Source organism: Rhizobium sp. NXC24 (genome assembly GCF_002944315.1).
Lineage (GTDB): Bacteria > Pseudomonadota > Alphaproteobacteria > Rhizobiales > Rhizobiaceae > Rhizobium.
This window is the reverse complement of sequence record NZ_CP024311.1, coordinates 2839071-2862221: the sequence shown is the minus strand read 5'-3', so window position 1 is coordinate 2862221 and position 23151 is coordinate 2839071. Positions and strand designations below refer to the sequence as shown.

At 60.0% G+C, this 23151-nt stretch carries 22 protein-coding genes; 10 read left to right on the top strand and 12 right to left on the bottom strand.

Annotated features, from left to right (window positions below; genetic code table 11):
• Positions 1 to 42: 42 nt before the first annotated feature.
• The 3 genes from NXC24_RS14105 to iolG form a co-directional block, all read right to left on the bottom strand.
• Entirely contained in the window at positions 43 to 402 is a 360-nt protein-coding gene (locus tag NXC24_RS14105) for an SRPBCC domain-containing protein (protein WP_104823863.1), read from the bottom strand.
• Complete coding sequence (locus tag NXC24_RS14100) at positions 399 to 713, bottom strand: metalloregulator ArsR/SmtB family transcription factor (protein WP_104823862.1); 315 nt, start codon at positions 711 to 713, stop codon at positions 399 to 401. The genes NXC24_RS14105 and NXC24_RS14100 overlap by 4 nt, the downstream gene beginning before the upstream one ends.
• 221 nt (positions 714 to 934) lie before the next feature.
• Positions 935 to 1927, bottom strand: coding sequence for an inositol 2-dehydrogenase (iolG, locus tag NXC24_RS14095; RefSeq protein ID WP_104823861.1), 993 nt, complete (start codon positions 1925 to 1927; stop codon positions 935 to 937).
• A 245-nt stretch (positions 1928 to 2172) separates the two neighbouring features.
• Between iolG and NXC24_RS14090 the strand changes: the two genes are divergently transcribed.
• Positions 2173 to 2433 (top strand): hypothetical protein, encoded by a 261-nt coding sequence (locus NXC24_RS14090; RefSeq protein WP_104823860.1) that lies wholly within the window; start codon positions 2173 to 2175, stop codon positions 2431 to 2433.
• Here NXC24_RS14090 and NXC24_RS14085 read toward each other — a convergent pair whose 3' ends face one another.
• Positions 2434 to 2904 (bottom strand): hypothetical protein, encoded by a 471-nt coding sequence (locus NXC24_RS14085; protein WP_104823859.1) that lies wholly within the window; start codon positions 2902 to 2904, stop codon positions 2434 to 2436.
• A gap of 108 nt (positions 2905 to 3012) precedes the next feature.
• Positions 3013 to 4020: a LysR family transcriptional regulator gene (locus tag NXC24_RS14080; RefSeq protein ID WP_104825171.1), complete on the bottom strand. Its 1008-nt coding sequence runs from the start codon at positions 4018 to 4020 to the stop codon at positions 3013 to 3015.
• A gap of 272 nt (positions 4021 to 4292) precedes the next feature.
• On the opposite strand from NXC24_RS14080, the gene chvE reads away from it, so the two are divergent.
• The 7 genes from chvE (at position 4293) to NXC24_RS14045 (ending at position 13269) form a co-directional block, all read left to right on the top strand.
• A complete protein-coding gene (gene chvE / locus NXC24_RS14075) occupies positions 4293 to 5357 on the top strand; it encodes a multiple monosaccharide ABC transporter substrate-binding protein (protein ID WP_028751801.1) in 1065 nt (354 codons plus the stop codon).
• Between the two features lie 105 nt (positions 5358 to 5462).
• Positions 5463 to 6998 (top strand): multiple monosaccharide ABC transporter ATP-binding protein, encoded by a 1536-nt coding sequence (mmsA, locus tag NXC24_RS14070; protein ID WP_104823858.1) that lies wholly within the window; start codon positions 5463 to 5465, stop codon positions 6996 to 6998.
• Positions 6998 to 8209, top strand: coding sequence for a multiple monosaccharide ABC transporter permease (mmsB, locus tag NXC24_RS14065; RefSeq protein ID WP_104823857.1), 1212 nt, complete (start codon positions 6998 to 7000; stop codon positions 8207 to 8209). Before mmsA ends, mmsB begins: the two co-directional genes overlap by 1 nt.
• A gap of 120 nt (positions 8210 to 8329) precedes the next feature.
• Positions 8330 to 9328: an AraD1 family protein gene (gene araD1 / locus NXC24_RS14060; protein WP_104825170.1), complete on the top strand. Its 999-nt coding sequence runs from the start codon at positions 8330 to 8332 to the stop codon at positions 9326 to 9328.
• A gap of 66 nt (positions 9329 to 9394) precedes the next feature.
• The gene (locus NXC24_RS14055) at positions 9395 to 10828 is read left to right on the top strand and encodes an aldehyde dehydrogenase family protein (protein ID WP_104823856.1); all 1434 of its coding nucleotides are present in this window, start codon (positions 9395 to 9397) and stop codon (positions 10826 to 10828) included.
• 63 nt (positions 10829 to 10891) lie between these two features.
• Positions 10892 to 12637, top strand: a complete 1746-nt coding sequence (araD, locus tag NXC24_RS14050) for an L-arabinonate dehydratase (RefSeq protein ID WP_104823855.1) — start codon at positions 10892 to 10894, stop codon at positions 12635 to 12637.
• A 158-nt stretch (positions 12638 to 12795) separates the two neighbouring features.
• Positions 12796 to 13269, top strand: a complete 474-nt coding sequence (locus tag NXC24_RS14045) for a cupin domain-containing protein (protein ID WP_104823854.1) — start codon at positions 12796 to 12798, stop codon at positions 13267 to 13269.
• 98 nt (positions 13270 to 13367) lie between these two features.
• On the opposite strand, the gene NXC24_RS14040 is transcribed toward NXC24_RS14045, so the two are convergent.
• Genes NXC24_RS14040 through NXC24_RS14030 form a run of 3 tightly spaced genes read right to left on the bottom strand, consistent with a single transcriptional unit; the run spans position 13368 to position 16563 of the window.
• Positions 13368 to 14192 (bottom strand): transglutaminase family protein, encoded by an 825-nt coding sequence (locus tag NXC24_RS14040; protein WP_104823853.1) that lies wholly within the window; start codon positions 14190 to 14192, stop codon positions 13368 to 13370.
• Positions 14193 to 14204: 12 nt separating this feature from the next.
• Positions 14205 to 15146 (bottom strand): alpha-E domain-containing protein, encoded by a 942-nt coding sequence (locus NXC24_RS14035; protein WP_104823852.1) that lies wholly within the window; start codon positions 15144 to 15146, stop codon positions 14205 to 14207.
• 7 nt (positions 15147 to 15153) lie between these two features.
• Positions 15154 to 16563, bottom strand: coding sequence for a circularly permuted type 2 ATP-grasp protein (locus NXC24_RS14030; RefSeq protein ID WP_104823851.1), 1410 nt, complete (start codon positions 16561 to 16563; stop codon positions 15154 to 15156).
• A 393-nt stretch (positions 16564 to 16956) separates the two neighbouring features.
• Here NXC24_RS14030 and NXC24_RS14025 point away from each other — a divergent pair, with 393 nt between their 5' ends.
• Positions 16957 to 17850: a DMT family transporter gene (locus NXC24_RS14025; protein WP_104823850.1), complete on the top strand. Its 894-nt coding sequence runs from the start codon at positions 16957 to 16959 to the stop codon at positions 17848 to 17850.
• Positions 17851 to 17897: 47 nt separating this feature from the next.
• On the opposite strand, the gene NXC24_RS14020 is transcribed toward NXC24_RS14025, so the two are convergent.
• Positions 17898 to 18275: a nuclear transport factor 2 family protein gene (locus NXC24_RS14020; protein WP_104823849.1), complete on the bottom strand. Its 378-nt coding sequence runs from the start codon at positions 18273 to 18275 to the stop codon at positions 17898 to 17900.
• 126 nt (positions 18276 to 18401) lie between these two features.
• On the opposite strand from NXC24_RS14020, the gene NXC24_RS14015 reads away from it, so the two are divergent.
• Entirely contained in the window at positions 18402 to 18863 is a 462-nt protein-coding gene (locus NXC24_RS14015; protein ID WP_104823848.1) for a MarR family winged helix-turn-helix transcriptional regulator, read from the top strand.
• A 215-nt stretch (positions 18864 to 19078) separates the two neighbouring features.
• Here NXC24_RS14015 and NXC24_RS14010 read toward each other — a convergent pair whose 3' ends face one another.
• The 3 genes from NXC24_RS14010 to NXC24_RS14000 all read right to left on the bottom strand — a co-directional run bounded on the left by NXC24_RS14010 (position 19079) and on the right by NXC24_RS14000 (position 23117).
• Positions 19079 to 20782, bottom strand: a complete 1704-nt coding sequence (locus NXC24_RS14010) for a DEAD/DEAH box helicase (RefSeq protein ID WP_199773479.1) — start codon at positions 20780 to 20782, stop codon at positions 19079 to 19081.
• Positions 20783 to 21081: 299 nt separating this feature from the next.
• Positions 21082 to 21390 (bottom strand): hypothetical protein, encoded by a 309-nt coding sequence (locus NXC24_RS14005; RefSeq protein WP_104823847.1) that lies wholly within the window; start codon positions 21388 to 21390, stop codon positions 21082 to 21084.
• Positions 21391 to 21536: 146 nt separating this feature from the next.
• On the bottom strand, positions 21537 to 23117 hold the full coding sequence (locus NXC24_RS14000; protein ID WP_104823846.1) for a trimethylamine methyltransferase family protein: 1581 nt from the start codon (positions 23115 to 23117) through the stop codon (positions 21537 to 21539).
• Positions 23118 to 23151 lie beyond the last annotated feature (34 nt).

Here is a 23151-nt window from a genome sequence, read left to right as displayed (position 1 = left end):
GCAATCTCCAATATCACTGAAATTGTTGGTGGATTTGGCGTGTCAGGCGGCGCGCATAACGGAGAAGCCGTTGTTGTTTGCCGCAGCTTTTGCAGTCCTTCGAAGCCTCACATCATCAAGTTCGTGGATGATCCGCAGACTCGTACCGCCGCTTGCGTTCGGGGTTATCCTGAACGTCACGGTGCTTTCGAGGAATGGTGGCGCGTCATCGCGCAGCCTGTAGCGGACTTCTTCGCCCGGTGTGACGGAAATCGCGTCGGGATTGGCCAAAGCTTCCCTCGGCAGCCAGTTTTCACGAAGTTCAGGGGTGCTGACCGCGCGCCAGACCTTTTGCGGTGGCTCGTTGAGGTCGTATTCGAGTTCGATGCCGTTTTCCCGCACGAGGGGCTTCAGGTCGTTCATTGGTCCATATCCTTCAGCAAGACCTTGAGAGCTTCGATCCGGGCAGGCCAGTAGGCGCGGTATTTCGCCAGCCATTGGGCGATGAGGGCCAGCCCTTCCGGATCGACTTCGTAGTTCACGAAACGCCCCTGGCGCTCTTCTCTGACCAACCCGGCGCTCCGCAGGACCGCAAGGTGCTGGGACATCGCCGGCTGGCTGATTTCCATGCCTTCGCGCAGACCGCTGGCGTTCATGCTGCCGACAGCAAGCTTTTCAAAAATGGCGCGACGGGTCGGATCGGCCAAAGCCCGGAATATCTCGTTCTCTATCATGGCAACAGATAAGCATGGACTTATGTGATTCGCAAGGGCTTTCGGTGGCGGCTCATGGCTGATGAGTTTCCGTTGCCGATTGCCGGCGACAGACTGTCGAGCGCTTGCGACAAATCATGATCATGCGCTGCGGCGGGGCGGGCCAAAGAAAAATCCGCCGCGAAGTGCTTCGCGGCGGACTTATTGGAAGAGCCTTAGCCCTTGGGGAATCGGGCGGCTGCTCAGTCGACCTTAACCAACTTCCCGTCCTTCACGGATTGAACCGCGGCGTCAGCAAGCTTCAGCGCCGCAAGGCCGTCAGCGCCGGATGGCGTGATCGCGGCGCCCTTTTCTACGGCGGCGATGAAGCTCGCGATCTCGTTGGCATAGGCTTCGGTATAGCGGGTCATGAAGAAGTCGTGCAGGGGCGGGCGGGTATAGCCGTCGCCGTTGGCGACTTCGATGGAGAAGGGGCGCTGGTTTTCGGCCGCGACCATGCCCTTCGAGCCATGGATCTCGATGCGCTGATCGTAGCCATAGGTGGCGCGGCGGGAATTGGAGATGATCGCCTGCTTGCCCGAAGCCGTCTGCAGGATGACGGAGACGCTGTCGTAATCGCCGGCTTCGCCGATCGCCTTGTCGACGAGGACTGCAGCGGTTGCGGTGACGGCGACCGGCTCTTCGCCGAGCAGGAAGCGGGCCATGTCGAAATCATGGATGGTCATGTCGCGGAAAATGCCGCCGGAGCGCTTGATATAGTCGACCGGCGGGGCGCCGGGATCGCGCGAGGTGATCGTCACCATCTCGACCGCGCCGATGCGGCCGTCATCGATGGCCTTCTTGACCGCCATGAAATGCGGGTCGAAGCGACGATTGAAGCCGACCATCAGCTTGCCCTTCGCCTCTTCAACCACCTTGATACAGGCCTTTACGCGGGCAACATCGAGATCGATAGGCTTTTCGCAGAAAATTGCCTTGCCGGCACGGGCGAAGCGCTCGATAAGATCGGCGTGCGTGTCGGTCGGCGTGCAGATCACGACGGCGTCTATGTCCTTGGCGGCTTCGATCGCTTCGATGGTGCGGACTTCGCAGCCATAGGCGGAGGAAATTGCTTCGGCAGCGGCTGGAAACGCATCCGCCACTGCAACGAGCTTGGCGTTTGCATCGCCACTCACGGCCTTTGCGTGCACTTTACCGATGCGCCCGGCGCCGAGCAGACCAAATCTGACAGTCATCTTCACCTCCCTAATTCGGAACAAATAAACCGAATAATGATCCGTATGGAATTTTCATTCCATTTTCCAATGGCGGCGTCAAGCCGCCGTCATTTCACAATTCCGAAATTCATGTCGCGAAAATGGCTTTTCCTCAAATCGCCGCCTCGTGCCAATTTGATCAACAGGATCTCTCGCAAAACCACTTCGCACTTTTCGGGATCATGCGCTAAAGACAGGATCTCTCCAACAGGCGAACGTGACTCATGAAACTGATCGATCCCAACCATCCCGCCTATAAGCCGCTTTGGGTGCGGGTTCTGATCGTTGCCGTCTGCTTCGGCTGGGCGATCGTCGAGGCTTTGGGGCCGCAGCCCTTTTGGGCCGTCCTCGCGGGCGGCCTTGGTGTCTACGCCGCCTGGATGCTGCTTTTCAGCTTCAATCCGCAGCCGCCCAAGGCCGAGGCTGAAAGCGCTGCTGCGAGTGATGAGGCGGATGATGACGAGCCGACGGACGAGAAGAAGTAGCTAGCGCGCGAGACGCCGGATGGCCTCGTCGATCAATTGATTGGCAATCATCATGCGTGTCGTTGCCTGCTCTCGAAAGGCTGGAGCGACGCTGTCCGGATGATTGGACTTGGCGAAAGCGCGGCGTTTTTCGTGGAGAGACTGAAGGGTGGTCTGCGAAGAGATCGCCAGTTCGGCCGCTACCTCCTCCCGCGAAGTTCGTGCGAGATAGTCCGGCATTGCCGGCGGCTCTGGCTCCTTCGCTTCGGGCTCCGGTGGCATTGGCTCCTGCGAAGGGATGTCGTTGCCGAGATTATCGACATAGGCATCGTCCGGACGGGAGGACGCCGCTGGCTCGCCACCGAAAACGGTTGCGGCAAAGCTCACGTTGAGGCCGCGGATGCGATGCGCCGCCTCATCCTTCTCAGTGTTTTCTTCTTCCGCATCGAGACGATCGAGGACGGATTGAAACAGCGATTGCCCGAACAACATGTCTGCCTCCAACGAGGTCCGGGATAGCCGCGCAAGTTGGTGTGGAGCTTATGACAGTGAGCTGATCGCGAGCCGGAGGGCCACCGGACGGAAACCGTTACGCGGTTTTCAGGCCGGATCGAGGGTCCTGCTTTCCTCCAGGATCATGTCGTGCAGCAGCCGGGCGCTCGGCGGCATGGCGCGCTCTCGGGCGGTAATCAGGCTGTAGGGTTTCACGTCGATCTCGAAATCGATCGGCAGGATGCAGGATTCGCCGGCTTGCGATGACTGCCCGCACATGAACTGCGCCATATCGAGCGCGACGGGTGTTATCGCGTCCGTCTTGCAGACGATGGCAAGCGTCAGCAGCAGCGAAGAGGTGTTGATGATGTTTTCCGGCAAGGGCACGCCAGCCCGGATGAAGATGTCTTCCACCTTGCGCCGCAACAATGTACCCGGCGGCTGGAAGACCCAGTCATAGGCCGGCAGGTCCTCGAGGCTGGCAACGCCCTTCTCCAGCAGCGGATGGCCGTTGCGGACCACGAGACAGGCTTTCTCCACGCCGATTTCATGGGCGGCAAACAGGCGCGGATCGAGCTCGTCGGGAATGCGGCTGATGATGAAGTCATGCCGGGCGGCGAGCAGTTCACGCGCCAGCACGTTGCTGGTCTCCACTTCGATATTGATCTCGATGCCGGGATAGGCGCGCGTCACACGCTGGATCGCCGGCACGACGAGGCTGATCGCAGGTGCGGTGACGGCGCCGAGAAAGACCGAGCCGCCTTTGCCGGTTCTAAGCTCGCCGATCTCGCGGTTCACCTCGCGCAGTTCGAGCAGGATCTTGCGTGCCCGCTTCGCCAGCGCCAAGCCGAAGGGGGTCAGCACGACGCCGCGTGCAACACGTTCGTAGAGCGGACTTTTGACGATCGACTCCATTTCTGACAGCATGCGCGAAGCCGCAGGTTGCGAGATGTTCATCGACTCAGCGGCGGCCGAAATCTGCCCATGGTCCTCGATTGTGACGATCATGCGCAGGTGATTGAGCTTCAAACCCGCTTTGAGCAGCGTATCGTCGCGAAAACTGTCGGAATGAATCTCGATGCTTTCGCTCGGATAATCGCTATATATTTTCTCCATCATGGCCAAATTTCCCATTCGTCGGCAAAAAAGTACTATTTTTTAACATTATACCAAATTAGGTATATGTTGTGCCAGTTATTCTATTTGACAGTTATACGAAATCGTACGAGTTTGCCGGTCGTGCGCTGGGTGCAGCTCATGCACGTGAGAGCGTGGAGGAGACCTACTTCGTTTCTCACAATTGGAAGTAACCATTCCTTCTACGGAACCTGCCGCAGTTTCGGGCGGGCGTTTTTTCGTCCGCCGCATTATTAACAAGGGAGAGAGTAATGAAATCCATTATCTCATTGATGGCGGCCGCTGCGTTCAGCGTCGCTACTCTGGTGGCGCCTGCCTTCGCGGCGGACAAGGGCACCGTCGGTATTTCCATGCCGACCAAGGCTTCGGCTCGCTGGATCGATGATGGCAACAACATCGTCAAGCAGCTCCAGGCTGCCGGCTACGGCACCGACCTGCAGTACGGCGACGACGACATTCCGAACCAGCTCTCGCAGATCGAGAACATGGTCACCAAGGGCGTCAAGGTTCTGGTCATCGCCGCAATCGACGGCACGACCCTGTCCGACGTTCTGCAGAAGGCTCATGACGCCGGCATCAAGGTCATCGCCTATGACCGCCTGATCCGCGACAGCGGCAACGTCGACTACTACGCCACCTTCGACAACTTCAAGGTCGGTGTTCTCCAGGCTAACTCGATCGTCGACGGCCTCGGCCTCAAGGACGGCAAGGGCCCGTTCAACATCGAGCTCTTCGGCGGTTCGCCGGACGACAACAACGCCTTCTTCTTCTATGACGGCGCAATGTCCGTCCTGAAGCCGTACATCGACAGCGGCAAGCTGGTCGTTAAGTCCGGTCAGATGGGCATGGACAAGGTTGGCACGCTGCGTTGGGATCCGGCAACGGCTCAGGCTCGCATGGACAACCTGCTGTCGGCCAACTACACCGACGCTCACGTCAACGCCGTTCTGTCTCCGTACGACGGTCTGTCCATCGGCATCATCTCCTCGCTCAAGGGCGTAGGCTATGGCACTGCCGACCTGCCGCTGCCGATCGTTACCGGTCAGGACTCCGAAATTCCGTCGGTTAAGTCCATCATCGCTGGCCAGCAGCACTCCACGATCTTCAAGGACACCCGTGACCTCGCAAAGGTCACCGTCAACATGGTCAACGCTCTGATGGAAGGCAAGACGCCGGAAGTCAACGACACGAAGACCTACGACAACGGTGTCAAGGTCGTTCCGTCCTACCTGCTGACCCCGGTTGCTGTTGACAAGACCAACTACGAGAAGGTTCTCGTCGAGAGCGGCTATTACAAGGCTGATCAGCTGAAGTAATCTTCCGACATACCGGCCAGGGCTCGCCGAAAGGTGGGCCCTGGCTCTGATATTTATGACGATCGCCCGGTCTGCTATGTTCGGGCGTGGCGTTGGATACGGACAATGGACAATACCATCCTCGAAATGCGGAGCATCACCAAGTCGTTCCCCGGTGTGAACGCTTTGGAAAATGTCAATCTGAAAGTCCGGCAGGGCGAAATCCACGCTTTGGTGGGCGAAAACGGGGCCGGCAAGTCCACCCTGATGAAGGTACTCTCGGGTGTTTATCCGGCCGGCAGCTATGACGGCGACATCTTCTATGATGGCGCGGTCCGCCAGTTCAAGACCATCAAGGACTCCGAAGAAGTCGGCATCATCATCATCCATCAGGAGCTGGCGCTTGTGCCGCTTCTGTCGATTGCGGAAAACATCTTCCTGGGCAACGAAGTCGGCGCCAAGGGCGTGATCAACTGGCAGGAAACGTTCAACCGCACCAAGCAGCTCCTCGCCAAGGTTGGCCTGAAGGAATCTCCGAACACGCTCGTGACCGACATCGGTGTCGGCAAGCAGCAGCTCGTCGAGATCGCCAAGGCCCTGTCGAAGAGCGTGAAGCTTCTTATTCTCGACGAGCCGACCGCATCGCTCAACGAAAACGATTCGGATGCGCTCCTCAATCTCCTCATGGAATTCCGCAACCAGGGAATCACCTCGATCATCATCACGCACAAGCTCAACGAAGTGCGCAAGGTGGCCGATCAGATCACGGTATTGCGCGACGGCATGACGGTAAAGGCACTGAACTGTCACGAGGAAGAGATCAGCGAAGACATCATCATTCGCAACATGGTCGGACGCGAGCTCGCCGACCGCTATCCGCCGCGCTCGGTGCCGATCGGCGAGACCATCTTCGAAGTCAAGAACTGGAATGCCTTCCACCAGCAGCATCGCGACCGCCAGGTTCTGCACAATATCAACATCAATGTGCGCAAGGGCGAAGTGGTCGGCATTGCCGGCCTGATGGGCGCCGGCCGCACCGAATTCGCCATGAGCGTCTTCGGCAAGTCCTATGGCCATAAGGTCAGCGGCGAGGTGTTGGTCGAAGGCAAGCCGGTGGATGTCAGCACGGTGCGCAGGGCGATCGACGCGGGTCTTGCCTATGTCACCGAGGACCGCAAGCAGCTCGGCCTCGTCCTCAACGAAAGCATCCTGCACAACACGACGCTCGCCAACCTCTTCGGCATCTCCAAGGCGACCGTAATCGACGACATCCGCGAACTGCAGGTCGCGACAAACTACCGTTCCAAGCTGCGTATCCGCAGCTCCGGTGTGTTCCAGGAAGCGGTCAATCTTTCCGGCGGCAACCAGCAGAAGGTGGTGCTGTCGAAGTGGCTGTTCTCCGATCCCGAGGTGCTCATCCTCGACGAGCCGACGCGAGGCATCGACGTCGGCGCCAAATACGAAATCTATTCCATCATCAACCAGCTTGCCGCCGACGGGAAGGGCGTTCTGATGATCTCATCGGAAATGCCTGAACTTCTCGGCACTTGCGACCGCATCTACGTCATGAACGAAGGACGGATCGTCGCCGAACTGCCGAAGGGAGAGGCGAGCCAGGAAACTATCATGCGCGCTATCATGCGCTCAGGGGAGAAGCACTAATGACTACGGCCAGCCCAGCCACAGAAGATACCAGCCACGTGGTTTCCATTGGCGAATACATCCGCAACAACATCCGGGAATACGGCATGTTGATCGCACTGATCGCGATCATGCTGTTTTTCCAGATTTCGACCGGCGGCGTTCTCTTCAGACCCCTGAACCTGACCAACCTTATCCTGCAGAATTCGTTTATCGTCATCGTGGCGCTCGGCATGCTGCTGGTGATCGTCGCAGGCCATATCGACCTGTCGGTCGGCTCGATAGTCGGCTTCATCGGCGCCGTTGCGGCCATTCTCATTGCCGAGTGGCACATGAATTATGTGCTGGCGACGGTGATCTGCCTTGCGCTCGGCGGCGCGGTCGGTGCTGCCCAGGGCTATTTCATCGCCTATCACCGCATCCCGTCCTTCATCGTGACGCTAGCGGGCATGCTGATCTTTCGCGGCTTGACCCTTTCGGTCATGACGGCCGCGGGTAGCGGTACCAGCATCGGTCCGTTCCCGCCGGATTATCAGTTGATCAGCACCGGCTTCATTCCCGACTTCATCGACATGGGGACGGTTCACTCCACCTCGCTGCTGCTGTCGGTCATCATCCCGGTCGTTCTCTTCGTTCTCGCCTGGCGTCGCCGTCAGGTCAATGAAAGCCACGGCATCGATGTCGAGCCTTTCAGCTTCTTCATCGTGCAGAACCTGCTCGTCAGCGTCGCGATCCTGGTCCTCGGCTACCTCCTCTCGTCTTATAAGGGCCTGCCGAACGTCTTGATCCTCATGCTGGTGCTGATTGCGGGCTACGCCTTCGTCACGCGCCGCACGACCATCGGCCGCCGCATCTACGCCATGGGCGGCAATGAAAAAGCGACCAAGCTGTCGGGTATCAATACCCAGCGCCTGAGCTTCTACACTTTCGTCAACATCGGCGTGCTTGCCGGTCTGGCCGGCATTATCGTTGCCACGCGTCTGAACTCGGCAACTGCCAAGGGCGGCACGGGTCTCGAACTCGACGTCATCGCGGCCTGCTTCATCGGCGGCGCCTCCGCCTCTGGCGGCGTTGGCAAGATCACCGGTGCCGTCATCGGCGCCTTCATCATGGGCGTCATGAACAACGGCATGTCGCTGCACGGTCTGGGTACGGACTACCAGCAGATGGTCAAGGGTGCGGTGCTCCTCGCTGCCGTCTTCCTCGACGTCTACAATAAGAACCGGGGCTGATCGCGGCTCACGCGACCAGCCAACGATCTAAAATCAAATCCACGACAGAGTCCGGCTCTCGCTGAGAGCCGGAGCGGTAGACTGCATCCGGCCTCTGTCTATTAGGAAAGGATGAAAAACATGCTCATTTCCCAGATCAAGGGTTCGAACGGCGGGATCGTCGTCGCCGTGCGCAATGGGCCGGGCACTCCCGCCAAGGCTGTTGTGAATGCCGAAAGCGTCTATGCGCTCGCCATGGAAGCCGCTGATAACGACAAATCTCTCGTCTCCGTCATCGAGGCGCATGGGCTTGGCGAAGCGATCGATCTGGAAAAAGCATATGCCGAAGGCCGTTTCCTGCCGCCGATCACCCATCCCGATGCCGCTCACTTGCATCTGACCGGTACCGGCCTGACGCATCTCGGCTCCGCTGCGACCCGCGATTCCATGCACAAGAAGACCGCGGAAGCTGCTGAGGAAACGCTGACCGATTCCATGAAGATGTTCAAGATGGGCATCGAAGGCGGCAAGCCGAAGGATGGCGAAAAGGGCGTGCAGCCGGAATGGTTCTACAAGGGTAACGGCTATGGCGCGGCGGCACCGGGCTCAGCACTCATCTCTCCGTCTTTCGCGCTCGACGGCGGCGAAGAGCCGGAAATGGCCGGCATCTATGTCATCGCCAAGGACGGCACGCCGTTCCGCATCGGGTTTGCGCTCTCGAACGAATTTTCCGATCACGTCACCGAGCGGATCAACTATCTCTATCTCGCCCATTCCAAGCTGCGCCCGGCAAGCTTCGGCCCGGAAATCCGCATCGGCGCCGCACCGGAAGATATCCGGGGCACTTCGCGCATAAAGCGCGGCGACAAGGTGATCTTCGAAAAGCCCTTCCTCTCGGGCGAGGCGAACATGTCGCATACTTTCGCCAATCTCGAATACCATCATTTCAAGTATGGCCTGTTCCGCATTCCCGGCGACGTCCATGTCCATATGTTCGGCACGGCGACGCTCTCCTTCGCGGAAGGCATCAAAACGGAAGTGGGCGATGTCTTCGAAATCGAAGTGGCCGAATTCGGCCTGCCGCTGCGCAATCGACTTGCCATTGCCGCCGAGGACAAGGTGGCGATCCGCCAGCTCTAACACGTCGAAGCCGGCTGCCTCCGTGTGGCCGGCCGTTTCCGAGAAGATCCAGAGAGGCATGAAGCCATGACCATTCATCAGAATCTGATCGCCGGCGAATGGACCGGTACGACCGGCGCCGAGAATATCAATCCGTCTGATACCAACGAAGTCGTCGGCCTCTATGCCAGCGCCAGCGTGCAGGACGTTGCCGACGCCATTGCTGCGGCCAAAGCCGCTTTTCCGGCCTGGTCGCGTTCGGGCATTCTCGAGCGCCATACCATCCTGAAGAAGGCCGGCGAAGAGATCCTGGCGCGCAAGGATGAGCTCGGCGCACTGCTCGCCCGCGAGGAAGGCAAGACGCTTCCAGAGGCGATCGGCGAAACGATCCGTGCCGCGCAGATCTTCGAATTCTTCGCCGGCGAGGCCCTGCGCCTTGCAGGGGAAGTGGTTCCTTCGGTGCGCCCGAACATCGGTGTCGAAATCACCCGCGAGCCGCTCGGCGTTATCGGCATCATCACGCCTTGGAACTTCCCGATCGCCATTCCAGCCTGGAAGATTGCCCCGGCGCTCTGCTACGGCAATACCGTCGTCTTCAAGCCGGCTGATCTCGTGCCTGGCTGTTCCTGGGCGATCGTCGATATTCTCCACCGCGCCGGCCTGCCGAAGGGTGTCTTGAACCTCGTTATGGGCAAGGGCTCGGTCGTCGGTCAGGCGATGCTCGACAGCCCGGTTCTTTCCGGCATCACCTTCACCGGTTCGGTCGGCACGGGCAAGCGCGTGGCGCTTTCCTCCGTCGAGCATGGCCGCAAGTATCAGCTCGAAATGGGCGGCAAGAACCCGATGATCGTGCTTGACGATGCCGATCTGACGGTTGCCGTCGAAGCGGCGGCAAATTCCGCCTTCTTCTCGACCGGCCAGCGCTGCACGGCTTCTTCGCGCCTGATCGTCACCGAAGGCATTCACGACCGGTTCGTGGCGGCGCTGACGGAGAAGCTGAAGACGCTGAATGTCGACAATGCCATCAAGGCCGGCACGCATATCGGTCCTGTGGTCGATGCCAAGCAGTTGAAGACCGACACGGATTATATCGAGATCGGCAAGCAGGAAGGCGCCGAGCTCGCCTTTGGCGGCGAACTCGTCAGCCGCGACACACCCGGCTTCTACCTGCAGCCGACGCTGTTTACCGAAGCGACGAACCAGATGCGCATCAGCCGCGAAGAGATCTTCGGGCCGGTCGCCTCGGTCATCCGGGTGAAGGACTACGACGAGGCGCTGGCAACAGCCAACGATACGCCGTTCGGCCTGTCCTCCGGCATTGCCACGACCAGCCTGAAGTATGCGACGCATTTCAAGCGCAATGCGGAAGCCGGCATGGTGATGGTGAACCTGCCGACCGCTGGCGTCGATTTCCACGTGCCGTTCGGCGGCCGCAAGGGCTCGTCCTTCGGTCCGCGCGAACAGGGCAAATATGCCGCCGAATTCTTCACAACCGTCAAAACCGCTTACACGCTCGCCTGACGATCGAATCCAAAGCCCGGGCGCGAACGAGGCGGCCTGGGCGACGCAAAGGGTACTGAGACAATGAAAAAGAAAGCTGAATGGCCGCGCAAGCTGCGCTCCTATGATTGGTTCGGCGGCACCGGCAAGAACGCGATCATGCATCGCTCCTGGATGAAGAACCAGGGCCTGCCTGCCGATACGTTCGACGGCCGTCCGATCATCGGCATCTGTAATACCTGGTCGGAGCTGACGCCCTGCAACGCGCATCTGCGCGATCTTGCAGAGCGCGTGAAGCGCGGTGTTTACGAGGCGGGTGGTTTCCCCGTCGAATTCCCGGTCTTTTCCGTCGGCGAAAGCACGCTGCGCCCGACGGCGATGATGTTCCGCAACCTAGCGGCCATGGACGTGGAAGAAGCGATCCGCGGCAATCCGGTCGATGGCGTCGTGCTGCTCGGCGGCTGCGACAAGACTACGCCGAGCCTGCTGATGGGGGCTGCATCGGTCGATATTCCGGTTATTCTCGTTTCCGGCGGTCCGATGCTGAACGGCAAGTGGCGTGGCAAGGATGTCGGTTCCGGCACGGCGATCTGGCAGTTCTCGGAAATGGTGAAGTCCGGTGAGATGTCGCTGGACGAATTCATGGATGCGGAGCAGGGCATGGCCCGCTCGGCCGGTAGCTGTATGACCATGGGTACGGCCTCGACCATGGCGTCGATGGCCGAAGCGCTCGGAATGACGCTGCCCGGCAATGCCGCCATCCCGGCTGTCGATGCGCGTCGCCGCGTCATCTCGCAGCTTTCCGGTCGCCGCATCGTCGACATGGTCAAGGAAGATCTGAAGCCTTCCGACATTCTGACCAAGGAAGCGTTCGAAAACGCGATCCGCGTCAATGGCGCCGTCGGCGGTTCGACCAATGCCGTTCTGCATCTGTTGGCGCTTGCCGGCCGCGTCGGCGTCGACCTGTCGCTGGACGATTGGGATCGCCTCGGCCGCGAAGTGCCGACGATCGTCAACCTGCAGCCGTCGGGCAAGCACCTGATGGAAGAATTCTACTATGCTGGCGGCCTGCCGGTGGTCATCAAGGCGGTTGGCGAGATGGGCCTGCTGCATAAGGACGCCATCACGGTCACCGGCGACACGATCTGGGCTGGCGTCAAGGATGTGGTCAACTACAATGACGACGTCATTGTTCCGCGGGAGAAGGCGCTGACGCAGTCGGGCGGCATCGCCGTTCTGCGCGGCAACCTCGCGCCGAAGGGCGCTGTTCTGAAGCCTTCGGCCGCTTCGCCGCACCTGATGCAGCACAAGGGCCGCGCCGTCGTCTTCGAAAGCATCGAAGACTACCACGCCCGCATCAATCGCGACGATCTCGACATCGACGAGAACTGCGTCATGGTGCTGAAGTACTGCGGCCCGAAGGGTTATCCGGGCATGGCCGAAGTCGGCAACATGGGCTTGCCGCCGAAGGTGCTGAAGAAGGGCATCACCGACATGATCCGCATCTCCGATGCGCGCATGTCCGGTACGGCCTACGGCACCGTCATCCTGCACACTGCTCCGGAAGCTGCCGATGGTGGCCCGCTGGCGCTTGTTCAGAACGGCGACATCATCGCCGTCGATGTTCCGGCCCGCACCATCCAGCTTGAGGTGTCGGACGAGGAACTGGCGAAGCGCCGCGCCGCCTGGGTATCCCCGGTCAAGCCGCTCGCCGGCGGCTACGGCGGTCTCTATGTGAAGTCGGTCATGCAGGCCGATACGGGCGCCGACCTCGACTTCCTCGTCGGTCCGCGCGGCTCGGAAATCCCGAACAACCGCGACAGCCACTAAGAGTGATGCTTGAAATTGGAAAGGGGCGGGATGGAAGTTCCGCCCCTTTCGTGCGTTGCTGTCGTAGGGTAAGTGCGCGCTGCATGTCCCCGACCGCACTGCTTTGATCAGCAGTCCATGATATAGTGCCCTCTTGATTGCTTCTTTGGGGGATCATTATGACAACCCTGCAGACCGATACCTATTATCTCTTTGGCAATCTTCTTCGCTTTCATGCTCACAGCCCCGATACGGGGGGAGCTTATTGTCTTGTCGAGACATTGACGGCCCCGGGGGCCGGGGCGCCGCCAAACAGGCATCCCGATGACGACGAGGCGTTTTATATTCTCGAGGGCTTGTTCGAATTCATGGTCGACGGCGAGACCGTCCAGGCGCAGGTTGGTAGTTTCGTCAAGATACCGACGGGCGCCATTCACGCGTTCCGCAATATCGGTCCGGCGCCGGGACGGCTTCTGATCATCAATTCACCCGGCCGCGTTCACGATGGTTTCTTCACCGAAGCAGGCGAGCCGATGCCGGTCGGGATGCGTGACCTGCCGCCGCCGAGCGGAGGACCGCTGGATATTCAGCGCGTGATTGAGATCGGACGGCGCAACGGACTGGAGTTTTTGCCCGTGGACCATCCTCACTAATTAAATCCTCGGTCCGGCATTGATCCATTGCTAGATATGACCATCTCCGCAAGTTAGAGCGAGTCAGCTTTTCACGGAACGCTCCAAATTCGCATCGACTAGCTTTGGCTTTGGCTCTGGCTTTGCCCCTGGCTCGCCACCGTCACCTTGACCGTAAGGGTTTCGCCCGGTGTGCCGACCCGCATGCCGGAGACGGGAGCAGCGTCGCGATAGCAGAGGCCAGTCGCGATCCGGACGTAGCGGGCGTCCGGGCAGACGTCGTTGGCAGGGTCGAAGCCGACCCAGCCGAGGCCTGGAATATGCGCTTCCGCCCAGGCATGTGTGGCCGCCTGCTCGTTCTTGCCTTCCATCATCAGGTAGCCGGAGACGTAGCGCGCCGGGATATGCAATGCACGAGCGCCGGCAATAAAGATGTGAGCATGGTCCTGACAGACACCGCTCTTCTTTTCCAGAGCCTGTTCCGCGGTCGTTTCCGTGTCGCTAGTGCCGGGCTTGTATTCCACCGTCTGATGGATTGCGCCCATCAGTGCATGCATCTTGCCGAGTTCGTTGTCGCCGGAAAGGTTGCGCAACAATTCCTTCGTCAGCTTGCCGGGCTTGGTGCGCGGCGTTTCCCGCAGGAAGAGCCAGAGCGGGCTGAAGCCGCTATGCTGGCCGATCACGCCATTCAGGTCCCGGGTTTCGACCTCGCCGGTGGCGACGATCCGGGTTGTGTCCTGTGCGCCGTCGAGCGAGACGAGCGTGACGCGATTGGCGAACTGGTCCTCATATTCCACTTCCGGATGGGCGCCCTCGACCGTCAACTTCCAATCGAGGACGGTCTGGCCGGGACCGGTGAGCGGCGTGAGCCTCAGGCGCTGCAAGGAAAATTGCGCCGGTTCGTCGTAGCGGTATTCGGTGGTATGGCTGATCGTCAGTCTCATAGTGTGATCCGCTTACTGATAGAACCGGTAGCCGTCGGAGATTTCCGCGCTGAGCTTGTTGTTGCGCGAAACGAAATCCTCCAGGAATTCATGCAGTCCCTGATCCATGATGTTCTTGATGCTAAGCGTCTGCAGCATCTTGCGGATGGTATCGGCTGTCTCATGTGCCGGCAGCCGCTCTTCGTACTCAGCACCGAGATAGCCGATATTGCTGACGATCTTTTCGTAGCAATAGGCGAGCGACCGCGGCATCTGGCCATTGAGGATCAGGAAGTCGGCAATATTGGCTGGCTTGTATTCCGGATCGTAGGCCCATTTATAGGCGCGGTGGGCGGAAACCGAACGCAGGATCGATTCCCATTGCGCGTTGTCGAGCGAGGACCCGACATGCGAGATCGACGGCAGCAGGACGTAATATTTCACGTCGAGAATGCGCGCTGTGTTGTCGGCGCGCTCGATGAAAGTGCCGATGCGGGCAAAGTTGTACAGTTCGTTGCGCAGCATCGAACCGTGGAACGCGCCACGGATCAATCCGGCCCGGCGCTTGATGACCTCGATCATCTCCGGCACTTCGGCGGTCTTCAGGCGCTTGCCGAGCAATGTCTTCAGCTCGATCCAGCATTCATTGGTCGCTTCCCAGGTGTCCCGGGTCAGCGCCGTGCGGACCATGCGGGCATTGTTGCGGCCATAATCGATGCAGGACATCACGCTCGACGGATTGGAGCGGTCGCGTATCAGATAGTCGATCGCGTCGGCGCCGGTCAGCTTGCCATGCACCTCGTTATAGGCTTCGCGCACGCCTGCGCTCTGCAGGACGCCATCCCAATCTTCTTCCGCCGCACCGCTGCGGGTCAGCGACATGCGCTGGCCGGCATCAACCAGACGGGCTATGTTTTCGGCACGCTCGATGTAACGGAACATCCAGTAGAGGCCATTCGCGGTTCTTCCAAGCATGTCCGTCTCAGTCCTCCAGAACCCAGGTATCTTTGGTGCCGCCGCCCTGGCTGGAATTGACCACCAGCGAGCCTTCTTTCAGCGCCACGCGGGTGAGCCCGCCGGGGATGATCTGTACCTTGTCGGAAACGAGGACATAGGGGCGCAGGTCGACGTGGCGCGGCGCGATGCCTTTGTTGACCAGGATCGGCACGGTCGACAGCGAGAGGGTCGGCTGGGCGATATAATTGTTCGGCTTGGCCTTCAGCTTCTCGGCAAACTCCGTCCGCTCTTTCTTCGAGGCGGTCGGGCCGACGAGCATGCCGTAGCCGCCCGAACCATGCACTTCCTTGACGACGAGGTCGGCGAGGTTCTCCAGCACGTATTTCAGGCTGTCGGGCTCCGAACAGCGCCAGGTCGGCACGTTTTCGAGGATCGGCTTGCGACCGGTGTAGAATTCGACGATCTCCGGCATGTAGGAATAGATCGCCTTGTCGTCGGAGATGCCGGTGCCGGGCGCATTGGCGATGGTGATATGGCCGGCGCGATAGACATCCATGATGCCGGGAATGCCGAGGGCCGAATCCGCGCGGAAGGTGAGGGGGTCGAGGAAGTCGTCGTCCACGCGGCGATAGAGAACGTCGATCGCCTCATAGCCGCGCGTGGTGCGCATTTTCACCTTGCCGTCGATGACACGCAGATCCGAGCCTTCGACCAGCTCCACGCCCATCATGTCGGCCAGGAAGGAATGCTCGTAATAGGCGGAATTATAGATGCCGGGGGTCAGAACGGCGACGCGCGGCTTGCCGTTGCAGCCGCGAGGGGCGAGTGAGGCGAGGCTCTGGCGCAGCAGCAGCGGATAGTCCTCGACGCGCTGCACCTTGTTCTGGTGAAACAGCTCCGGGAACATCTGCATCATAGTTTCCCGGTTTTCCAGCATGTAGCTGACGCCGGAGGGGGTGCGGGCATTGTCTTCCAGCACGTAGAACTGGTCTTCGGCCGTCCGCACGATGTCGGTGCCGACGATGTGGGTATAAACACCGCCCGGCGGACGGAAGCCGATCATCTCCGGCAGGAAGGCGTCGTTCTTCTCGATCAATTCGCGCGGGATGCGTCCGGCGCGGATGATCTCTTGCTTGTGGTAGATATCGTCGAGGAAAGCGTTGAGCGCGATGACGCGCTGTTCAATGCCCTGGGCGAGCTTGCGCCATTCTCGGCCGGAAATGATGCGGGGGATGATGTCGAAGGGGATGAGTTTTTCGGCGGAGTCCGCGTGCCCGTAGACTGCGAAGGTGATACCCGTTTTTCGGAAGATGTTTTCCGCATCGCGGGATTTGGCAATTAGATGGCCTCTGTCCTGGCCGGAGTACCACTCGAAATATTTTTCGTAAGGCGTGCGCGGACTTTCATCCGCAGTAATCATTTCATCAAATGCCAAAGGCGCGGTCCCCGTGTTTTTTCCCATTTGAATACAACAGTTTTGACAATGCAAGAAGTATGCGCATTTGCATGTACGAATTTCGAAACCGGCGGAAACGCCGGGATTCCGGGCGTTTCGGGTCAACGCGCCCGTAAATGAAAGTTTACGGCCGCGGCGCTGCGATCAAAATCTAAGCACGTGCTTATTTTGTCGTCGGTGCAGAGAGCGGCGTGAAATCCCTCAAGCAAGAGTAGAGAAGCGGATGTGAAGAAAAATTGATGATTGGTTTCAGCGGTTCGATTTTGACGCCTTGACTGTCTTCGGCTATCAGCGGCTACCTTGTATAGCGACGATCCGGTTTCAGTTCGGGCCCGATTCGAGTCTGCAACATCAATTTCAGTCTGAGCCTCCATGTCCCTCGACACATTCGCGCCGGCGATCTTCGTCTTTCTTTGGTCCACAGGCTGGATCGTTGCGAAATATGCGGCGATGCACTCGGGTCCATTCACTTTTCTTATGATCCGGTACAGCCTCTCGGCGCTCGCCTTCGTTTTGTTTTGCGCTTTTACGGGCGCGAAGTGGCCGCGTGATTGGTCGAGCGTCTTCCGCGCCATTTATTCCGGCATCTTTCTACATGGGTTTTATCTCGGCGGTCTTTGGTGGGCGATCGCCAGTGGCGTGCCTGCGGGGATTTCGGGCATTATCGCTGCCCTGCAGCCGCTCATGACGGCGATGGCTGCGCCCTATCTGGTCGGGGAGCGCCTGCAGCCGGCGCAGCGGCTTGGCTTGCTGCTTGGTTTCGCGGGCATCGCGATCGCCATCTCGCCGAAGCTTCTATCATCGGATACCGCCAATCTCTGGAATTCGGCTATCCCGCTCGGCGTCAATCTGCTCGCGATGGTCTCCGTGACGTATGGGACGCTTTATCAAAAGCGGCATCTGCAGACCGGCGACCTTAGGACCATCGCGACGCTGCAATATGTCGGTGCACTCATCGTTGCCGCGCCTTTGGCGCTGACGTTCGAAAATTTGCATTTCGACGGCACGCACGAGGCGTTCCTTGCTCTTGCTTGGTCTGTTTTCGGCCTGTCGATGGGTGCCGTCGGTCTGCTGCTCTACCTCATCCGTCGCGGGCAAGTGTCGCGCGCCGCTTCGCTGATCTATCTGATGCCGCCCGCCGTCGCCATCGAGGCGGCGATCGCCTTCGGCGAACCGCTGACTTTGCCGATCATCATCGGCACGGTGATAGTGGTGATTGGCGTTTATTTGACCAATCGGCGCACCGCTGACGTAGTGCCGGAATAGGGCAGGCGGGATTCCGCCTGCTTTGATGGCATGGTCCCACGAGATGCCTATGGGGTGTCCTTAATATCAAAGCGCACGATCTTACCACTCTCCATGCGAAAGATGTGCATCACTGTCTTGTCCTTCAGCCCATGGGTCTGCCCCGTCAGCGGCCGGCCGTCGAGATCGAACACGGACTGAATCACCTCGACAGCGACCACACCGTCATCGGTTGTCTGAATTGCCATCGGCTCGACATGTGGACTGACGACCGCCCATTGCCGTGTCCAATAATCGCGCACAGCCTCACGTCCATGGACGTGGCCTCCATCCATACCGTTTGCCCAAACAACATCATCGGCAAGCTCGGTGAGTACAGCGTCGATATCTCTCGCGTTGAAGCGGTCGTAGATGCGCTTGATAAGTTGCGTATGAGTGTCCGACATATCGTTTCCTCACAGTGGTTTAAGGGGAGAGTGGGGCGGTTCGAGCCGAACTTGCCAGCTCGCTCGTCGATATATATACGTACATATGTAGTTTGCGGTCAACCATAGACAGGGGATAAGCGAGAGATGGAAAACGACGTGCTTTCTACGCCAGGACATCTCATCAGTCTTGCTGCGCGAGGGTTCGCGCGTCTAAGCGAGGCACGTCTGAAGCCGCTTGGGTTCGGCGTCGGTCATTTGCCAGTGCTGGTCGCGTTGCAGAATGGGAAAGCAAGCACGCAACGCGATCTAGCCCGCTTTGCCAAGATCGAGCAGCCGCCGATGGCCCAGATGCTCGCTCGCATGGAGCGAGATGGTTTGATCCAGCGAACACCCGACCCGGAAGACGGACGAAGTAGCCGCATCGTTCTCACGAAGGCTGCGCAGGCCCGTATGCCGGCCGCGATTGAAACCCTGTTCAAAGGAAATTGCGACGCATTGGATGGGTTTACAGAAGGAGAAGCGGTGCAACTTGTCGCCTTACTTACCCGGTTGATCGCAAATCTGGATCAAATCACGAGCGCGGAGCCAACATCACACACGTCCTGAGCTTCAGGCGGAGCTAGCGATGATTTGGCGACCAAGTTTTAAGACGTCGCAAAACGAGCATTCCGCGGCAACTGACTACGCAGGGTGCTTGATCGATATTTCCGGCGAGAAAAACCGCTTGCAGTGTCTGTGCTGCAAGCGGTCCGATATCAGTATCTACTTTAGTTGGAGATTTCGAGAGGGGGCTTGGCCATTCAGCCCCCTCTGTTCATTCATCAAGCGCGTTCGCGGCGCTGGCCGTTGCCGTTGCGCGGCCCGCGGCGCTTCATGCCGCCGTTGCCGCCTTCGCGGTGTTCGCCGTGAGCGTGGCCTTGGCCGCGCTCCTCATTGTGACGGCCTGAGGGCCGACCATGGGCGTGGCGCTGGTTGCGATGGGCGCCGGCTTCGTGGGCGGCGTTGGCGTTTGCCGGGCCGTTATGATGCGGCTTCTTGGCCGGACGGAAATCGGACGTCGAAACAAGATCATTGTCCGCTTCCGGGCGCGGCGTGCGCTCATCGCGGCGCTGGCCGCGGAAGTCGGCATTGCGATGGTTCTCGCGCTGCGGACGATCGTCGCGCGGCCGGCGCTCCTGGCGTTCGCCTGTGCGGGCGCGGGCCTCGCCGCTCTCACCGTCACGCTGCGGACGTCCGCCCGGGCGACCCGAACGGCCTTCCGGACGTCCCTGGCCTGCGCCGCCGCGGCCCTGGTTGCCACGACCACCACGGTTGTTGTTGCCGCGAGCCGGACGGGCGCGGTCGGCAGGGGCTTCGCCGCTGGCAACGGCGATTTCGATGCCCATCAGGCGCTCGATGTCGCGCAGCAGGCGAATCTCGTCCGGTGAGCAGAAAGCGATGGCGATGCCGTCACGGCCGGCGCGCGCTGTGCGGCCGATGCGGTGAACATAGGCATCCGGCACTTCCGGCAGGTCGTAATTGTAGACATGCGAAACACCAGGGATATCGATGCCGCGAGCGGCAACGTCGGTTGCGACGAGCACGCGAACTTCACCATCTCGGAAGCCCTTGAGCGCGCGCTCGCGCTGACCCTGGCTCTTGTTGCCGTGAATGGAGGCGGCGGCATAGCCGACATGGTCGAGATGCTTCGTCAGCTTTTCGGCACCGTGCTTGGTGCGCAGGAAGACGATCGAGCGGCCATCCGGGTTGGCGTTCAGCGTTTCCTTCAAGATTTCGGTCTTGTGGTTCTGACCGGCGACGAAGTGGACATACTGTTCCACCTTGTCGGCCGCTTTGCCCGGAGGCGAGACTTCGACCTTCAGCGGATTGGTCAGATAGTCGGAAGCGAGATCGGCAATCGCCTTCGGCATGGTCGCCGAGAACAACAGGGTCTGGCGCTTGGCCGGGACGAGCTTGGCGATCTTGCGCAGGTCGTGGATGAAGCCGAGGTCGAGCATCTGGTCGGCCTCGTCGAGGACGAGATAGCTGACATGGCCGAGCGACAGGGCGCGGCGGTTGATGAGGTCGAGCAGGCGGCCAGGGGTGGCGACGAGAATGTCGGTGCCGCGCTCGAGTTGAAGCTGCTGCTTGTTGATGGAGGCGCCACCGACCACGACATTGATCCGCAGCGGCGTCTTGCGGACGAACAGCTTAAGATTGTCGGCGATCTGGTTCACCAGTTCGCGGGTGGGGGCGAGGATCAGCGTGCGGACGGTGCGGTTGTCGGGACGCTTGGCGTCCTTCAGCAGCATTTCGATGATCGGCAGGCCGAAGGCGGCCGTTTTGCCGGTGCCGGTCTGGGCGAGGCCGATGAGATCGCGGCCCTGGAGAACAAGCGGGATAGCCTGTGCCTGAATGGGCGTCGGAGTCGCGAAGTTGTTCTGCGACAGCGTATCGACGATCTGCTTGGAAAGACCAAGCGAGTGAAAATCGGTCAATTCAATACCTTTCGGGGCGCCAAAGCAGAAAAGGCCGGGTCGCACCATGCGGTCCGGTCTGTCTCTGGCGTCAAGAACCCCGCGTGAAGTGGGAACTTGTAAGTTGGAAAAAGCTTTCCAGCGCGTTCGACCGCCTTGGGTGCGGTCTCATTTCAAAAGCGCTTTTGTCCTTCTCTTGCGTACGTCTAGTCCCGCAGGGCACGCTCACGCGGCGGCCGGAAGGTGAAAGCTGACGCGCATTTGGTCTTATTCGCCGCCGAAGTCAAGAGGTGAGGCTAAAAGCTTTTCGGAAGGCAGGCGAAAGTGCCACCGGAAATCCGGCGGCATCCGCGCTCGATCTTCATAGGTCAGCGGCAAACCTCGACGCGGTAGGGCCTGCCCCAACCGTCGTGACGCCATGCCCAGTAGCAGTCGGGATAGGCGCGTACATAGGCCGGAGCATAATAGCTTCGATAGGCAGGATAATAAGCCGGATAGACCGGGTAGGCCGGTCGCACCGCCTCGGCAGCTAGGGCGCCGCCGACGACACCGGCGGCAAGACCGCCGAAAAAGGCGCCGCGTTCGGAGGCGCCGGCGGTCGTTGTGGTTACGGCGGCGGCGCTGCCAAGCGTCAGCGCGATCAAACCGGCCGTCGTTAAAGTGCGAAGCTCAGGCATTGACATCCCTTTCCCAAAAACTAGAGGCCTCCGTGCCGAAGCCGAATTTGAAGGTGCGTAGAAAAGGGGGCGAAGTCGCGGCTAAAAAGAGGGCTGCGATATTAAATTTTGTTCATGATGAATGGGTGAAAACCTTTGATTTTCAACTAGAAATCGGTGGGTACGCCACCTTCCGCCTTACGCTTGGCGACGAAGGCGTCAAGCTCCTCTTCGATGGCCGGATCGAGTGGGGGGCGCTCGTAGTGGGCGAGCGTTTCCTTGAACGCGCGGTTGGCGTGATCGTAGGTCGTCGGCCGGCCAGCCTCCGTCCAGGTCTCGTAATTTCGCCAGTCCGAGAGGATCGGTGAATAGAAAGCGGTTTCGTAGCGCGCCAGTGTATGCGCCGTGCCGAAATAGTGGCCGCCGGGGCCGACATCGCGCACGGCATCAAGCGCCAGCGCTTCGCTACTGACATCCAGCGGTGTCAGGAATTCGGCGACCATCTGCAGCATGTCGACATCGAGGATGAATTTCTCGAAGGAGGCAGTGAGGCCGCCCTCGCTCCAGCCGGCCGCATGCAGCACGAAATTGCCGCCACCTTGGGTCAGCGCCCAGAGCGACAACGCCGATTCATAGGCTGCCTGGGCGTCCAGCGTATTGGAGGCATTGGTGTTGGAGGTGCGGTAGGGGATGCCATAGCGGCGGGCGAGCTGGCCGCCGGCGATCACGGCCTTCATATATTCGGGCGTGCCGAAAGCCGGCGCCCCGGTCTTCATGTCGACATTCGAGGTGAAGCCGCCATACATGACCGGCGCGCCCTTGCGCACCATCTGGCTGAAGGCGATGCCGCAGAGCGCCTCGGCATTCTGCTGCACCAGCGCACCGGCAATGGTCACCGGCGCCATGGCGCCCGCCAGCGTGAAGGGCGTCACGATCACCACCTGACCCCGCGACGACATCTCGATGATGCCCTGCAACATCGGCCCATCGAGGCGCAGCGGAGAGGAGGAATTGATGACGGTAAAGAGCGACGGCTCCCGCTCCATTTGCTCCATGCTGATGCCGCGGCCGATGCGGGCGATCTCGATAGCATCAAGATTGCGCTGCTTGCCGAGCGAGTAGCAATGAAACGCCTTATCGGTGAGCTTGACGATGTCGGAGAGGCAGTCGAGATGGCGGACTGAAGCGTGGATATCGATGGGCTCGACCGGATAGCCGCCAGTCATGTGGATGACGTCGTAGGATTGGGCGAGCTTGATCAGCTTACGGAAATCCTCCTGATTGCCTGCCCGTCTGCCACCCTCGCGGTCCGCGACGAAAGGTGCGGAGGCGACCTGGGCGAAGACGAGATTCTTCCCGCCGATCTGAACGTTTCGCAGCGGATTGCGGGCGTGCAGGGTGAAGGTCGAGGGGACGGAGGCGATCAGCTCCGTGATCATGCCACGGTCGAACCGGACACGCTCTGTGCCGGGCGTGACGTCGGCGCCGGCGGCTTTCATGCGCTCGCGCGCTTCCGGCAAAATGATGTCCATGCCGATCTCTTCGAGAACGGTCAGCGACGCCTCGTGAATGTCGTCGAGCGCTTCGGGCGACAGAAGCTCGGTGCGGGCGAGATTGTTGACGAGATTGAGGTATTTCGCGCCGCTTGGCTTGCGGCTGCGCTCGGCCCCGCGCCCTCCGGCCCGGCGGCGACGCTCGACCGGCATGGTATCAGTCTCGTGCAAGGCCGGGTTTCTATCGTCGCTCATGCTCTCGCTCCACCATTGTGCTGATAGGATTCTT